Source organism: Exiguobacterium sp. s28 (assembly GCF_018618135.1).
GTDB classification, from domain to species: Bacteria; Bacillota; Bacilli; order Exiguobacteriales; family Exiguobacteriaceae; genus Exiguobacterium; species Exiguobacterium mexicanum_A.
In genome coordinates this window covers 67,454-80,715 of record NZ_JACSLL010000006.1, presented here as the reverse complement: position 1 = coordinate 80,715, position 13,262 = coordinate 67,454, and the positions used below count along the sequence as shown (strand labels likewise).

Here is a 13,262-nt window from a genome sequence, read left to right as displayed (position 1 = left end):
GCTGATCCCCTCCTTCTATTAATAGACCGCGATCGGTCCATACGGTCCTTGAATGATCTCCAGTTTCGTCTCAAAAATGTCAGATAGGATGTCGGCGTCCATAATCTCTTCGACCGTACCAAAGGCGGCGATGTTCCCGTCTTTCATCGCACAGATGCGGTCCGAATATTTCGCCGCGAAGTTGATGTCATGGAGCACCGTGACGATCGTCCGTCCAAACTCGTCGGCGACGTGCCGCAAGTATTCCATCATCTGGACCGAGCGAGCGATATCGAGGTTGTTGAGCGGCTCGTCGAGGAGCACGTATTCCGTCTCCTGACAGAGCACCATCGCGACGTACGCCCGTTGGCGCTGTCCGCCCGACAATTCATCGAGATAGCGATGCTCGAGCGACGTCAGATCGAGGAAGTCGATATATTTCGAGATGATCCGTTCGTCCTCTTGCGTCAACCGCCCCTTCGAGTATGGGAAGCGTCCAAAGCCCGCGAGCTGACGGACGGTGAGACGCGTCACGAAATGATTCTCTTGCCGTAAAATCGTGACGATTTTCGCCAAGTCTTTCGATTTCGTGCTCGACACGTCCATCCCGGCGACTTGGATTTGACCCGCGTCTAAATCGAGCAAACGGCCGATCATCATGAGCGTCGTCGATTTCCCGGCCCCGTTCGGTCCGATCAACGATGTGAAGCCGGCCTTCGGGATGTCAAGATTGATTGGTCCGATTTGGACATCATCCGAATACGATTTTTGTACTTGTTCCAATTGAATCATAGCGATTTTCTCCTTAAAATGACTGCCAAGAAAATGATGCCGCCGAACAGTTCGATGATGACGGACACGACACTCGGTGTATTGAGAATGTGATACATAAAGAAATACGCGCTCGTCAACACGAAGAATCCAAGCGCGAACGCCATCGGAAACACGTATTTATGATCGTACGTCGCTGCCACTTGATAGCTGAGCGTCGCCACCAAGAATCCAAAGAACGTCAACGGTCCAATCAGCGCCGTCGATACCGACATGAGAAGCGAGATCAAGACGAGCGTAAAGATGACGCTCCGGCGATGGTTCACCCCGAACGATGTCGCCACGTCTTTCCCGAGTGCGACGACATTCAAGCGATTCGAGAAACTATACAACAACGTCCCGACGACAATCACAATCGGAATGACGATCGGGAAGTAGGCGGCATCGGCATGCATGACCGATCCGAACAGACGGGCCTGCAGGACGTCGAACTCGGATGGGGCGAGCATGCGTCGCATGAACGAGGACACCGAATTCAATCCCGTCCCGATGATAATCCCGACGAGAAGCATCAGTTGCAGGTTGCCGTATTTCCCGGACAAGAGCCAGCCGTACAAGAGCAGACTCATGAGCACCATGAGGCCAACTTGGGTCAAAAAGGCACCGGTTCCCGAAAAACCGATTAATGCCCCTGCACCGAAGAAGAAGATCATACTCGTCTGAATCGTCGAGTAGAGCGCGTCGAACCCGAGTAACGATGGCGTGATGATGCGGTTGTTCGTCACCGAATGAAACGCGACCGTCGCCAAGCTTTGACAGAGCGCGGCGATCGCCATCGTGATGACGGCGACGACCCGACGCTCGACGACCGGGACGAACGACGGTGAGTCGAACGGGACCGGATTGTTGTAGACGAGTAACCCGAACGCACAGAGCAGTCCCCCGACGATAAAGAAGGCCAGGAACAACCAATAGCGGCGCTGTTCTCGTTTCGAACGGAACGCCGTCGCACACCGATCGTCTGTATGCACGGACCGACCATCAACATCGTATGCTTCCCGATGCTTCGTCTTATTTTCAATAAGTGTGCTCATCGTACCCCTCCCGTCTTCCGTTGTCTCAAGAGAATTACGATAAATACGATTGACCCGACCGTACCGAGAATGAGCGATACCGGCAATTCGAACGGCATGATGATCGTCCGCGAAATCAAATCGCTGACGAGGACCGTTCCCATCCCGATGACGCATACCCACGGCAAGTTGCTGCGGAGGTCGTCCCCGCGAAACATCGAGACGATGTTCGGGACGATCAGCCCGAGAAACGGCAGATTACCGATGACCGTCGCCACGACCCCGACCGCGAGCGCGATCAATCCCGTCGCAATCAAGATGAGACGATTGTAATTGACGCCTAAGCTCGTCGCGATGTCCTCGCCGAGACCAGCGAGCGTCAACCGATTCGCGAGGATGAAGATGAAGAACGTGACGAGGATGATGAGCCACAAGTATTCATACCGTCCGACCTGAACTGATGCGAACGACCCGACGAACCAACCTTCGATTGTCTGGCTGGCTTGAAAGAATAGACCGAGAAACGTCGACACGGCCGAGACGACCGCCCCGAGCATGAGTCCGATAATCGGGACAATCAACGACGAGCGGAGTTTGACCGAACGCAGAAACCAGAAGAAGACCATCGTTCCGATGAATGAAAAGACGATTGCCCCCGTCATCCGCATCATGAGCGTCGGAGCCGGGACGAGCAGATACACAGCGAGCAGGCCGAGCCCCGCCCATTCGAGTGTACCTGTCGTCGTCGGTTCGACGAGACGGTTCTGTGTGATCAGTTGCATGACGAGCCCCGACATCGCCATGGCGGCACCGGTCAACATGATGGCGACCGTGCGCGGAACGCGGGTGATCCAAAACATGTCCGACCCGCCTTCTTGACGAATGTCATAGACGCCGGTCACGAGCGAAAGGCCCGCCAATATGAACACCACGAGCATTGCTACGATAAAGGACTTCGTCCAAATGTTAGAAAAGGAGGGCTGAGACAATGTCTCAACCCTTGCTGTCATTGGTTTTTGCACAACGTGACTCCCTTATTTCGAAAGCGCGGCTGCGATATCGTTGAATAGTTCAGAATAAGTTTGAATCGACTCGTTGATGTACGTATCGTTCGGCGCATACACGATTTTTTCGTCTGTCACGGCTTTCGTTTTTTGGAGCGCCGGTGCGTTATCAATCACGTCCGCTGCAGGCACTGCGTCTTCCATGCTTGAAATGGCCGCATCACGGTCGAGGACGAACAACCAGTCCGGGTCACTCTCGGCAATCGCTTCGACCGAGACCTCATCCCCTTGATGGTCCCCTGTCGTTTTCGCTACTTCGAGGGCTGGTGTCCAGTCAAAGATGTCATACATCGGTCCGAAGACACGTCCTGTGTTCGGTGCCGAGAAGCCGATATTTCCGCCCGAGACGATGACTGACATCACCGTGTCTTCACTGTCGTATGCCTCTTTCACACTGTCAATCGATGCTTCGAAGCTCGCGATGAGCTCATCTGCTTCCGTTTCTTTTTCAAAGATTTGTCCGAGTGAGCGCGTCGTTGTCTCAAAGCCTTCGACCAAGATTTCACCTGGCGTGCCCGCATCTTCCGGGAGCTCGATGTTCAAATCGATGACGGCTGCTTCCGGTACCAACTTTTTAATGTCGTCGTAGTAGTCGGCGAATCGTTGGCCGACGATGACAACATCCGGATCCACACCGGCGATCGCTTCTAAGTTCGGTTCATTGTGCATCCCGACGTCCACGATGTCTTTATCATTTTTATAAGGCAAGTCCGCTGGAATCAATCCGATTGGGGCGGCGACCAAGTCGATTTCCCAATCTGAGAGCGTCTCGAACGTTCGGTTGTCGAGCGCGACGACCTTCTCCGGGTTGACAGGCACATCGATTGTTCCATGTGCGTCCGTGATTTCAACTGTTTTCGGTGCTGTCTCCGCTTCCGCGCTTCCTGCGTCTTTCGTCTCGTCCGTGCTACCGCATGCGGCTAGCGTGAAGACGATTGATGTGAGCATGACTGCTGCTTTCCATTTCCCCATTCTTTCCATCTCCCTGTGTATCTGTTTTTGAATGACGACCTTCTCAGTGAGTCCGCAACCGTTTCACGATTCTGCTCTATGTATGGATACTGACGCTTTCTCACTGATAATGATTATCATTATCGTTTTCATTGAGAAGCATAACAAACAAAAAAAGGTTGTGCAATGCCAAATTTTCAAATTGGAAATGGAAATATTATTCTTTCTATCTAATGCAAACAAAAAAAGAAAGCAGCTTGTGTGGCTACTTTCCAGATTATACGGCTATTCTTTTTCTCGTTTTCTTTTCCGACCCCAAATGCTGTAGGTGATAAATAAAACAAGTGTGTATGTGAGTGAGAAGACGATGATTTGCAAAATACCGTTCGGAAGAATTTTTGAGATGAACATGAGTGAGAACAAGATAGACATAATCATATGGGGACCGCGCCTATCTTCTGGCAAATTGCGCCAATAAATCAAGACAAGCGCTAATGCGAGCGGTCCGCACAATGCGAGCAAGATGAAAAACGGAACAGGACGCATCAAAAATGGCACGTTTGATTTATCACCCCTCATGCTTCCGAAATCCCATTAGCAAGCAACAACAGAAAAATCCAAATCGATAGCGGCACGATCAACCCAAGATTCCCAACGAGGCTGAACACACGTACCGTCTTCTCTTTCGAGAATAGGCCCCAAATCAATGTGGCGATCAAGGCGATATCTAAAGCGATATACACCCAGATGGCCGTCATCAAGTCCAAATTCGGAAAAAAACGAGCGTTCAAGGTGAACAGCGCCACGATTGTCAGAATCGAAAGTCCAAACGTTACGTAGAGCGGCGCATAGTGGCGTCGAATCATGTAATCACCTCACTCTTCTGTTGGACCATCTGTCGGCAACGAAGGATGCACGTCTCGACGTAACTATCGAGCTGGTGTGGCAAAAACATCGTATACGTCCCTTCCTCTGTCGCCTCCGCATCCCGCTCGACTTTCACGACGAGTTCACGTAGTTCATTCGTCGCATGATTTTTCAACGAAGTGAAATCGAAGACACCTAGTCGTTGAGCTAGGCGTGCATTATACGCATCAAAATCGGCATAATACATCGCCTGCTTTTCCGGGTCATTCGTGATGACTTGCTTGAGCCATCCCTTGTAGAAACCTTGTAGCCAAATCTCGTCCGCGACGAGGTGGCAATAATAACCGAGCCGGAACGATGGATTCTCGTTCGCACTGTCCACCCAGTACTGTTCGATGTCGAGCCGACGTGTCAAATCCTCATGTCGCCCCGCATAATAATGTGTGATTTCCTTCGCCGTTGACGCATCGGGTGCAAGATTCCCTAACAGAAATGTCGTTTGATCAATACCCTCTAAATATGGCCATACTTCGTTCGCAATGACGAGATGCATCAGATGAGAACCCATTCGTGCCCCTCCCTCTTTTTTCAATCAATCATCCAAAACCGATTCGGCTCTAAAAATCAGTTGCCACTTCTATCCATTATGGTACTATGGAAAATAGTGCAAAATAACCACGTCGTATTTTGATATAGGGATAAGGAGTTTTTTAATGTCACATACCACTACACCTGTCGCTGACACTGCGGGCAAAGGCCCGAAGAAGTTTCGGCCTGAAATCGAGGGGCTTCGTGCTGTCGCGGCGCTTCTCGTCGCGATTTATCACATTTGGCTCGGACGAGTGTCTGGTGGGGTCGACGTCTTCTTTGTCGTCTCCGGCTTCCTCATCACGGCCTCCCTCTTGTCACGTTATCGTCGTCTTGGGAGCGTCAACTTCTTTGATTACTTATTTGGTTTGTTCAAACGGCTGTTTCCGGCGGCGTTCTTCGTCTTGGCCGCCGTCACCATCGCTAGTTACTTTTTCTTACCGAGCGTGCGTTGGGGACAGACGATTCAAGAACTGTTCGCCTCGGCCCTCTATTTTCAAAACTGGGAGCTCGCCTTCAGTGCCGTTGACTACTTGGATGCAGGAAATGACAAGAGTCCGGTCCAACACTTTTGGGCGATGTCGATTCAAGCCCAGTTTTACGTGATCTGGTTCTTCTTGATCACCCTCGCCATCTTTTGGGTGAAGCGTAGCAAAACAGAAGACATTCGACCCAAGCTACTAGCCATCTTCATCACCGTGTTCATCCCATCGTTCGCGTATTCGGTTTGGATGACCGGTCATAATCAACCATGGGCCTACTTTGACACGTTCGCTCGCGTCTGGGAGTTCTCACTCGGCGGTATCCTGTTCTTGGTCATCTCGAAAATCCGACTCGCTCCGCTCGCCTCGACGATTGTCGGTTGGCTCGGGCTGGCCACACTCGTTTCGACGGGTCTCCTCTTAGACGTCGGTGGCGTCTTCCCGGGTTACGTCGCCCTCTTGCCGACGTTCGCCGCGGTCATGATTTTAGTCGCAGGTGAAAACGGGAGTGCGTACGGTGTCGAGCGCTTGCTCGGCTCGAAACCGCTCGCGAAGCTCGGCAGCCTGTCGTACGGCTTCTATTTATGGCATTGGCCGCTCCTGACGTTCTATTACGTCTGGAAAGGGGCGACCGACGTCTCGCTTGCGGACGGGGTCGGTATCATATTGATTTCGCTTGCGTTGTCCTACGTGACGACGTCCATCATCGAGCGCCCGGTCCGGACACTCAAGACGAAGACGAACTATCATCCGAAAGTCGTCGGGACGCTCATCGCGTTCATGTTGCCCGTCCTCGTGATGAACGTCGCTTGGCAGGCCAAAATCGAGGCCGAACAGAGTGAACAGCTCTCGCTCGCCACGTCACCGGACTATCCGGGTGGCCTCGTCTTCACGGATACGTTCGCAAACACACCAGAACTCCCGTACATCCCATTTGATGCGGACATTGTCAACGATCGCTCAGAACCGTTCTGGGACGGCTGTCACGCTCCCGTACCGGAGACGAACGTGTTGACGTGCGATTACGGTGAGACGGAAGACCCACTCTATAAAGTCGCCCTCGTCGGCGGTTCGCACTCGAGCCACTGGCATCCGGCGCTCAATACGTTCATCAAAGACGAACGGATTCACCTCGTCAATATGACGAAGAGCGCTTGCCGCTTCAGCACGGGCATCATCGGTAACTACCCGGAATGTAACGAATGGAACACGAAAATCGTTGATGCTATCGTCGAGGCGGACGTCGACCTCGTCATCACGATGGCCGATATCGGACATCAGGAGAACATCGGTGTGCCGGAAGGTTACGTCGAACGATTCAAACAACTCGAAGCGCTCGATATTCCAATCTTTGCGATTCGGGACACGCCGTTTTTCGACAATCGAGTCCCGGCCTGTCTCGCCGAGTTCGGCCGTAACGCCGATGAATGTAGCGTTGACCGCGAGAAGACGTTACCAGCTGTCAGTGACTGGGATCAGCTGGCCGACAAACCGTCCAACGTCTACTATTACGACTACTCGGATTACATCTGTGAAGAAGACGTATGCCGCCCGGTCATCGGTAACGTCGTCGGTTATGTCGACAGTAACCATATGACTAAGTCGTTCAATGAGACGCTTGCCCCATTCGTTCGTGAAGATTTGATGGCTTTGCTCCAACAATTAAAACAACCCGCAACGCAAACCGACTGACATGCGCGCTCCTCTACGAAGAGGGGCGCGTTGTTTGTGTTCACGTTCAAATCTCGACTACAATGACTTTATTGATTTTCAATAGAACGAGGAGGAAGCACATGCTAAAAATTAATTCCTTATTCCGGACCACCATCCGTATGATTCGCAATCTAGGCGACGCTCCAATGAAAGGAATGCGTTGATATGGGCTTCGTCTATCTCGTCGGTGCCATCGTCTCTGAACTGTTCGGTTCGAGCATGTTGAAGCTGAACGCGACGACAACGAGCCGCCTGCCCGTTCTCGGTGTCGCCTTCGGTTACGTGACGGCATTTTACTTGTTGTCGCTCGCCCTCCTCTCGATCCCGCTCAGTTTCGCTTATGCGTTTTGGAGCGGGGTCGGCACGGCCGCGACGGCGCTGATCGGCTTCCTCGTCTTCAAGGAACAAGTCCGGATTCAGACCGTTGTCGGCATCGGGCTTGTCATCGTCGGACTCGTCTTGATGAAACTATGAGGAGGGAAATCATGAAATCATATGGAATCTTACTGTTATCGATTGCGTTCGAAGTGCTCGGGACGTCGATGTTGAAGCTGTCGGACGGATTCACCAATCTGTTCCCGAGTCTCGTTCTCTTAATCAGCTTCGCGATTTCGTTCACGTTGATGGGCATCGTCTTGAAGACCATCCCCCTCAGCATTGCCTATAGCGTCTGGGCCGGACTCGGCACGGTCGCGACCGGGCTGATCGGGGTGTTCGTGTACGGTGAAGTGCTGTCGACCTTGAACAGCATCGGCCTGATCGTCATCGTGCTCGGCGTCATCGTCATGAATCTTGGAAAGCGGGAGGAGCAACCCCATGCTGGCTGACTTGATTGAACAACAGGAACGGGCATTGCTGACGACCGAAGTACGCACATCACCTGAGCACTTGCACCGTCTACTCACGGATGAGTTTTTTGAAATCGGCAGTTCGGGGCGCATGTTATATCGGACGGCATCTGCCGCCACAATGGACCTCGGCGAGATTCACATCACCTTATCCGACTTCTCACTGGACAGCGTTCAAGACGACGTCGTCCTGGCCACGTATCGGACCGAAGACCACTCCACTGGACACATCGCCTTGCGCAGTTCGATTTGGGTGAACGTTGATGGCCAGTGGAAGATGCGTTTCCATCAAGGGACAATCGTTCCGCCTTCTTGACACTAAATACGTCACCTCAAAAGGGCGTGTCCCAATCGACACTCCCTTTCATCATACCTGGTTCATTTTTGTACATACCTCTCATGTTCATTTTGCTTATAATCAAGCCATCCGATGAGGTGAAAGGAAGATGAACATGAGTCAACACACAAAAAAGCAATGGTTTCAATCCGTTCGTCCGAGGCGTTCCGTAGAAGAACAACTGGCCCTCAAAGCGTCGCGTGAAGCGAAATTGACGTTCGAGCCGACCATCCCGCTCGATGCCATCCGTAAAAAACGACCGACCGTCACCGTCACGTTCACGGTCGGCGGCTTCGGCGTCCATAACGAGTCCACCTTCACGTTTTTTGAAGATGGCGCGGTCAAACGGGAAATCATCTGGCGCGAAGAGTTTGACTTGAGCACGGCGATCCCCAAGTCCGGTTGGTACAACGAAACAGATGCCTTCCGCGTCCATGAGCGATTCGTGTCGCTCGTCTCCCATCGCTGGCCTGAAGTGTTCGAAGAGAAAGGATGCTTCACGATGGACGGGACGCAGTGGAACTTCACCGTGAACCGTCACGGCAAACTGTTGCACCAGCATAGTGGCAGCAACGCCTATCCTTCCAATTGGAAAGCTGTCACCGAACTGTTCGGGATCTCTTGAACGAAAAAAGAGCACCCACAGCGGGCACTCTCCATTCAGAGGGCTTGAATCATCTCGACTCGATTGCCGAACGGGTCGCGAAACTCGAACCGGTCGAATCCAGGAATCGGGATACCCGTGAGCCGCTCAATCCCTTCCGCCTCGAGCTTCTGTCCCCATTCCGCCAAATCGGTCACGGCGTAGGCGACGTGTCCTTTCGTCGACAGCCGGTCAACCCCGTCCTCGGTCCCGACGTGGACGCTACGGTCGCCGACCTCGAGCCAAAACCCGCCCCGTCCTTGAAGCGACGCCGGTTTCTCGATTTCTGGAAGACCGAGCACGCCGCAATAAAACGCACGGGCACGGGCTTCCTCCCCTTTCGGGATCGTGATTTGCACGTGATGGATGCCTTGAATCATGTCGTTTTCCCCTTTCGATACGTCAACCCCACGAACTGAAGTTTTTGGTTGAACAGGCGCGGATACGCGAGATAGCCGACCATGACCGCCGAGATCGACGCGGTCGTCAAGATCAGAAATAAGATGAGCAACTGATACAACACGGCCTCCATCGGGTCGGCCCCGCCGATGATGAGACCGCTCATCATACCCGGGAGTTGGACGAGCCCCATCGTCTTCTGCGCCTCGACGGTCGGGATCATGCTCGTGCGGATGGCGCTCTTCAAACTGCGCTCGATCGCCGCTTTCGGTGTGCCGCCGAACGACAAGATAAGTTCAATCACTTCATCGCTCCGCTCGACCTCGTCTTTGAACTTGTTCAAGAACAGGAGCGACAACACCATACAGTTCCCGATGACCATGCCGCTGATTGGGATGACTTTCTCCGGCTCGAACGGGATGATGCCGAGTCCGAGCATGAGGCCCATCGTCAACGTCTCGACCGTGACGAGCGTGAGCAGAATCATCCATGTGATGCCGGGGATGCCGTCCCCTTTCTTGATGATGTTCTGTGTCGCCGCCCCAATCATGAGCAGGATCATGAGCAACATGAACACCGGGCTGTCGCTCTCGAAGACGAACGTCAAAATATAGCCGATGATGAGCAACTGAACAATCGACCGCACCGTCGCAATCAAGATGTCGCGTTCGAGTCCGAGTTTTAAGAACAGCGCCAAACCGAGCGGGATGGCGACGAAAATCAACGAGGTCATCAGTTCGATGAACGTCATAGCTCTTCCCCCCTCACGAAACGACCGATCATCGGGTTGTCCGACTCGTCGATGAACGTCGCGTCGCCGAACTCAATCAGTTCCCCGTTTCGCAAAAACCACATGTCATCACTGACACGGCGGGCTTGATCGAGGTCGTGCGTAATCCAGACGACGGTGACCCCGAAGTCTTTTTGCAGCCTGACAATCAATCGCTCGATTTCTTTCACCGTCCGATAGTCGAGGCTCGCCGTGATCTCGTCCAATAACAGCACGTCCGGTTTGTTGACGAGCGTCCGGGCGATGGCGACCCGACTTCGTTCCCCGCCCGACAACGTCTTGATCGGTTGGTCGAGCGAGATCCCGCCCAAGTCGACTTTCTGCAACAGGTCCGCCGCCCGCTCACGTTCGAGCGTCTCGCCGAAGATGGCTTTCGGCAGGTTCATGTTGTCGTACACCGTCCCGTCAATCATCGGCGCACTTTGGAACGCCATACCGACACGTTGGCGCAACTCGATGACGTCAATCGAATCGATGTTCTCCCCTTTAAAATAAATCGCGCCGGCGTCCGGCGATAACAGGCCGTTGATGTGCTTCAGGCACGTCGTCTTACCGGCACCGCTCGGACCGACGAACGTCGTGATCCGTCCTTTCCGAAAATAACCCGTCACGTTATGTAAAATGTCTCCATGACTCACGTTCTTGAATTCAATAATATGCATCGGCGTCGCCTCCCATCATGTCATGATGTCTGTCTCAAAAATACATGTATAAGTTGTCTGAACTCACAGTCTATACCCTTCCTCGACCACAACATCACCATTCGCGTCGAGTAGCGGGGTGATGCCACTACCGGTCCCGACCCACGTCTGGATATAGTTCACGCCGGTGGCCGTATCGACGAGAATGGTGATTTGACCGAGTTCCGGCAGTTGTTCCGTCAACTTGACGTGAAACCGTTTCGTTCCCGCCGCTTCTTCTGCTGTTTTCTTTTTGAATAGCATTGTATCCCGCCTTTCCCTAGTTACTTCTCATCATATCTTTTATAATCGAAATGATAAAACAAATACCTTCTTAGAGGTGCATCGTGAAAACATATGACAAAATGCTCGTCGCCATCTATGAACCTGATTGGAACTGCCATGCCGATAAAGGGGCTTGGCTTTATGTCGCGCAACCGAAAGATACAAAAAAGGGATTGTTCCGCCTACCAAACTACATTTACTATTTTATCTCTCTTGATGAAAAAAGAATGCCGTCCGAGTATGGGGTCGTCAAAACAATTTCACCAAGCATCACCGCAAGAGATCTTGCCGAAGCTGACTACGTAAGCCGAAACAAAGACGTCTCCTCTATCACGGAAGAAATCATCGAGGAGTATGAACGATTTTTGACGACAATAAATGCTCAACCAGAACATACCCCAATGGCCGTCACGTGGTTCGAAAAGCTGTTCCCGATAAAAGAAAAAAGATTGAAAGTTCATAAGAAGTTTTTCAGCGGTCTTACAAAAGAAGAGAAAGCTGAACTCTTTGAAAACTGATTTAACCTCATGCAGGTTTGTGAGTAACTTTGTTCGAAGGCAGAATTTATCTTGTTTACATTAAAGTAATGTAAATCGTAAATCATCTATCTGCTAAACCTATTCATTTAAGGCAAAAATAAATAGGTTTATTCAATTTTGACCTAGTTCAATCTTGTAAACATAGTCATTCATGCGAAAAGTGACTAGGTTTACGAGATTATGATTATAAAACGACTCGTGTCTTCTAAAGCAACGTGAGAAAAAAACTTCATATCTCATCTGTCTCACCGCCCATGTGAAGAGTCTTATACTCATTCTAACGTCGAATGTATGTAAGGCTCTTTTTGTAAATGTTTGATGAAACAGACAAAAAAACACGCCACTCTCGGCGTGTTTTTCATGAATAGCTCCGCTCGATGACGAAGCTCGTCTTATCCCCTCTGAAGTAGGACCGTGAATATTCGATCGTGCGTCCCGAGGCATCCTCGGTCACCGTCTCGATATAGAAACACGGTGTGCCGAGCGGACAGTCGAGCAACCCACTCACTTTCTCATCGGCTAGCGCGATTTCGAGCGACTCCGTCGTTTTGGCGACATGGACGTCATGGACTTGCGACAGCGTCTGGAAGAGCGAATGCTCGGCCTGGTCTTTCGTGATGCCCGGTGCGATCTGCCACGGGATGAACGATACCTCGTACTGCGTCGGCTCCCCGTCGGCATGACGGATCCGCTCAATTTTTTGAATCGGCGCCTGTTCGTCGACGGTGAACACGTCTGCGAGTTGTTTCGTCGCCGAGACGAGTCAACCGCTCACGAAAGAAGACGGGACGTTCCGCTACACGAATCGTTTTCTGACGGAAGTGGCGCCAGACCCGGAACTTGTCTATCTCGAGTGGAAAGCCCAAATCGAGGCGTTTCGCGCGACGGGTCTCCCGCTCCATCATCTCGACAGTCATCACCACGTTCATGGCTGGCCGGCGCTTCAAGACGTCATCGTCCATCTCGCTGAAGAATATGGCACGACGTTTCGGGCCTTAACGACACTCGACGCACGCCGGGATTTGTGGGTGACCGAACGGTTCAGTGACGCGTTCTATGGCGAAGGTGTCTCTGCTAACACGCTCGATGCGATTCAACCTGGTGGCTCGATTGAGGTCATGGTCCATCCGGCCGACCTCGATCCCGTGCTCCCGACCGTCACGTCTTACCTCGACGAACGTCTCATCGAGAAAGACCTCCTCACATCGTATCAACGCCCCGGGTGGTGGGCATAACAAAAACGAGCTCCTTCA

General features: G+C 52.2%; 18 protein-coding genes. 7 read left to right on the top strand and 11 right to left on the bottom strand.

Translation table 11 applies throughout. The features are described from left to right. Positions 1-18: 18 nt before the first annotated feature. The 6 genes from KNP78_RS08400 to KNP78_RS08375 form a co-directional block, all read right to left on the bottom strand. On the bottom strand, positions 19-771 hold the full coding sequence (locus KNP78_RS08400) for an iron ABC transporter ATP-binding protein (protein ID WP_214754096.1): 753 nt from the start codon (positions 769-771) through the stop codon (positions 19-21). Then, complete coding sequence (locus KNP78_RS08395) at positions 768-1,844, bottom strand: iron chelate uptake ABC transporter family permease subunit (RefSeq protein ID WP_034778878.1); 1,077 nt, start codon at positions 1,842-1,844, stop codon at positions 768-770. The genes KNP78_RS08400 and KNP78_RS08395 overlap by 4 nt, the downstream gene beginning before the upstream one ends. Next, a complete protein-coding gene (locus tag KNP78_RS08390; protein WP_251128268.1) occupies positions 1,841-2,833 on the bottom strand; it encodes an ABC transporter permease in 993 nt (330 codons plus the stop codon). Before KNP78_RS08390 ends, KNP78_RS08395 begins: the two co-directional genes overlap by 4 nt. Before the next feature lie 24 nt (positions 2,834-2,857). Next, entirely contained in the window at positions 2,858-3,859 is a 1,002-nt protein-coding gene (locus tag KNP78_RS08385) for a siderophore ABC transporter substrate-binding protein (RefSeq protein WP_214823651.1), read from the bottom strand. Between the two features lie 554 nt (positions 3,860-4,413). Beyond that, entirely contained in the window at positions 4,414-4,704 is a 291-nt protein-coding gene (locus KNP78_RS08380; protein WP_214823650.1) for a hypothetical protein, read from the bottom strand. After that, entirely contained in the window at positions 4,701-5,273 is a 573-nt protein-coding gene (locus KNP78_RS08375) for a zinc dependent phospholipase C family protein (protein ID WP_214823648.1), read from the bottom strand. Before KNP78_RS08375 ends, KNP78_RS08380 begins: the two co-directional genes overlap by 4 nt. Before the next feature lie 145 nt (positions 5,274-5,418). On the opposite strand from KNP78_RS08375, the gene KNP78_RS08370 reads away from it, so the two are divergent. The 5 genes from KNP78_RS08370 to KNP78_RS08350 all read left to right on the top strand — a co-directional run bounded on the left by KNP78_RS08370 (position 5,419) and on the right by KNP78_RS08350 (position 9,298). After that, complete coding sequence (locus KNP78_RS08370) at positions 5,419-7,467, top strand: acyltransferase family protein (RefSeq protein ID WP_214823646.1); 2,049 nt, start codon at positions 5,419-5,421, stop codon at positions 7,465-7,467. 186 nt (positions 7,468-7,653) lie between these two features. After that, a complete protein-coding gene (locus KNP78_RS08365; RefSeq protein ID WP_214754102.1) occupies positions 7,654-7,962 on the top strand; it encodes a DMT family transporter in 309 nt (102 codons plus the stop codon). A gap of 11 nt (positions 7,963-7,973) precedes the next feature. Then, a complete protein-coding gene (locus tag KNP78_RS08360) occupies positions 7,974-8,315 on the top strand; it encodes a DMT family transporter (protein ID WP_214823644.1) in 342 nt (113 codons plus the stop codon). Next, positions 8,305-8,652, top strand: a complete 348-nt coding sequence (locus KNP78_RS08355) for a nuclear transport factor 2 family protein (protein WP_214823642.1) — start codon at positions 8,305-8,307, stop codon at positions 8,650-8,652. Before KNP78_RS08360 ends, KNP78_RS08355 begins: the two co-directional genes overlap by 11 nt. A 136-nt stretch (positions 8,653-8,788) precedes the next feature. Further along, a complete protein-coding gene (locus KNP78_RS08350) occupies positions 8,789-9,298 on the top strand; it encodes a hypothetical protein (protein WP_214823641.1) in 510 nt (169 codons plus the stop codon). Between the two features lie 35 nt (positions 9,299-9,333). Here KNP78_RS08350 and KNP78_RS08345 read toward each other — a convergent pair whose 3' ends face one another. The 4 genes from KNP78_RS08345 to KNP78_RS08330 form a co-directional block, all read right to left on the bottom strand. Then, positions 9,334-9,696: a VOC family protein gene (locus KNP78_RS08345; RefSeq protein ID WP_214823640.1), complete on the bottom strand. Its 363-nt coding sequence runs from the start codon at positions 9,694-9,696 to the stop codon at positions 9,334-9,336. Further along, complete coding sequence (locus tag KNP78_RS08340) at positions 9,693-10,466, bottom strand: ABC transporter permease (RefSeq protein ID WP_214751501.1); 774 nt, start codon at positions 10,464-10,466, stop codon at positions 9,693-9,695. Before KNP78_RS08340 ends, KNP78_RS08345 begins: the two co-directional genes overlap by 4 nt. Beyond that, positions 10,463-11,167 (bottom strand): ABC transporter ATP-binding protein, encoded by a 705-nt coding sequence (locus tag KNP78_RS08335; RefSeq protein WP_214823639.1) that lies wholly within the window; start codon positions 11,165-11,167, stop codon positions 10,463-10,465. The genes KNP78_RS08340 and KNP78_RS08335 overlap by 4 nt, the downstream gene beginning before the upstream one ends. Positions 11,168-11,230: 63 nt before the next feature. Next, a complete protein-coding gene (locus tag KNP78_RS08330; RefSeq protein ID WP_034778903.1) occupies positions 11,231-11,449 on the bottom strand; it encodes a DUF6440 family protein in 219 nt (72 codons plus the stop codon). A gap of 83 nt (positions 11,450-11,532) precedes the next feature. On the opposite strand from KNP78_RS08330, the gene KNP78_RS08325 reads away from it, so the two are divergent. Continuing rightward, a complete protein-coding gene (locus tag KNP78_RS08325) occupies positions 11,533-11,988 on the top strand; it encodes a hypothetical protein (protein ID WP_034778906.1) in 456 nt (151 codons plus the stop codon). 379 nt (positions 11,989-12,367) lie between these two features. On the opposite strand, the gene KNP78_RS08320 is transcribed toward KNP78_RS08325, so the two are convergent. Continuing rightward, complete coding sequence (locus tag KNP78_RS08320; RefSeq protein WP_235420213.1) at positions 12,368-12,742, bottom strand: GntR family transcriptional regulator; 375 nt, start codon at positions 12,740-12,742, stop codon at positions 12,368-12,370. Here KNP78_RS08320 and KNP78_RS08315 point away from each other — a divergent pair. Beyond that, a complete protein-coding gene (locus KNP78_RS08315; protein ID WP_371819206.1) occupies positions 12,735-13,244 on the top strand; it encodes a ChbG/HpnK family deacetylase in 510 nt (169 codons plus the stop codon). The two genes, KNP78_RS08320 and KNP78_RS08315, sit on opposite strands and share 8 nt — an antisense overlap. Positions 13,245-13,262 lie beyond the last annotated feature (18 nt).

Bases quoted from the DNA above. Each gene is read 5' to 3' on its own strand.
- KNP78_RS08400 (WP_214754096.1), bottom strand. From the start codon at position 771: ATGATTCAATTGGAACAAGTACAAAAATCGTATTCGGATGATGTCCAA.
- KNP78_RS08395 (WP_034778878.1), bottom strand. From the start codon at position 1,844: ATGAGCACACTTATTGAAAATAAGACGAAGCATCGGGAAGCATACGAT.
- KNP78_RS08390 (WP_251128268.1), bottom strand. From the start codon at position 2,833: ATGACAGCAAGGGTTGAGACATTGTCTCAGCCCTCCTTTTCTAACATT.
- KNP78_RS08385 (WP_214823651.1), bottom strand. From the start codon at position 3,859: ATGGGGAAATGGAAAGCAGCAGTCATGCTCACATCAATCGTCTTCACG.
- KNP78_RS08380 (WP_214823650.1), bottom strand. From the start codon at position 4,704: ATGATTCGACGCCACTATGCGCCGCTCTACGTAACGTTTGGACTTTCG.
- KNP78_RS08375 (WP_214823648.1), bottom strand. From the start codon at position 5,273: ATGGGTTCTCATCTGATGCATCTCGTCATTGCGAACGAAGTATGGCCA.
- KNP78_RS08370 (WP_214823646.1), top strand. From the start codon at position 5,419: ATGTCACATACCACTACACCTGTCGCTGACACTGCGGGCAAAGGCCCG.
- KNP78_RS08365 (WP_214754102.1), top strand. From the start codon at position 7,654: ATGGGCTTCGTCTATCTCGTCGGTGCCATCGTCTCTGAACTGTTCGGT.
- KNP78_RS08360 (WP_214823644.1), top strand. From the start codon at position 7,974: ATGAAATCATATGGAATCTTACTGTTATCGATTGCGTTCGAAGTGCTC.
- KNP78_RS08355 (WP_214823642.1), top strand. From the start codon at position 8,305: ATGCTGGCTGACTTGATTGAACAACAGGAACGGGCATTGCTGACGACC.
- KNP78_RS08350 (WP_214823641.1), top strand. From the start codon at position 8,789: ATGAGTCAACACACAAAAAAGCAATGGTTTCAATCCGTTCGTCCGAGG.
- KNP78_RS08345 (WP_214823640.1), bottom strand. From the start codon at position 9,696: ATGATTCAAGGCATCCATCACGTGCAAATCACGATCCCGAAAGGGGAG.
- KNP78_RS08340 (WP_214751501.1), bottom strand. From the start codon at position 10,466: ATGACGTTCATCGAACTGATGACCTCGTTGATTTTCGTCGCCATCCCG.
- KNP78_RS08335 (WP_214823639.1), bottom strand. From the start codon at position 11,167: ATGCATATTATTGAATTCAAGAACGTGAGTCATGGAGACATTTTACAT.
- KNP78_RS08330 (WP_034778903.1), bottom strand. From the start codon at position 11,449: ATGCTATTCAAAAAGAAAACAGCAGAAGAAGCGGCGGGAACGAAACGG.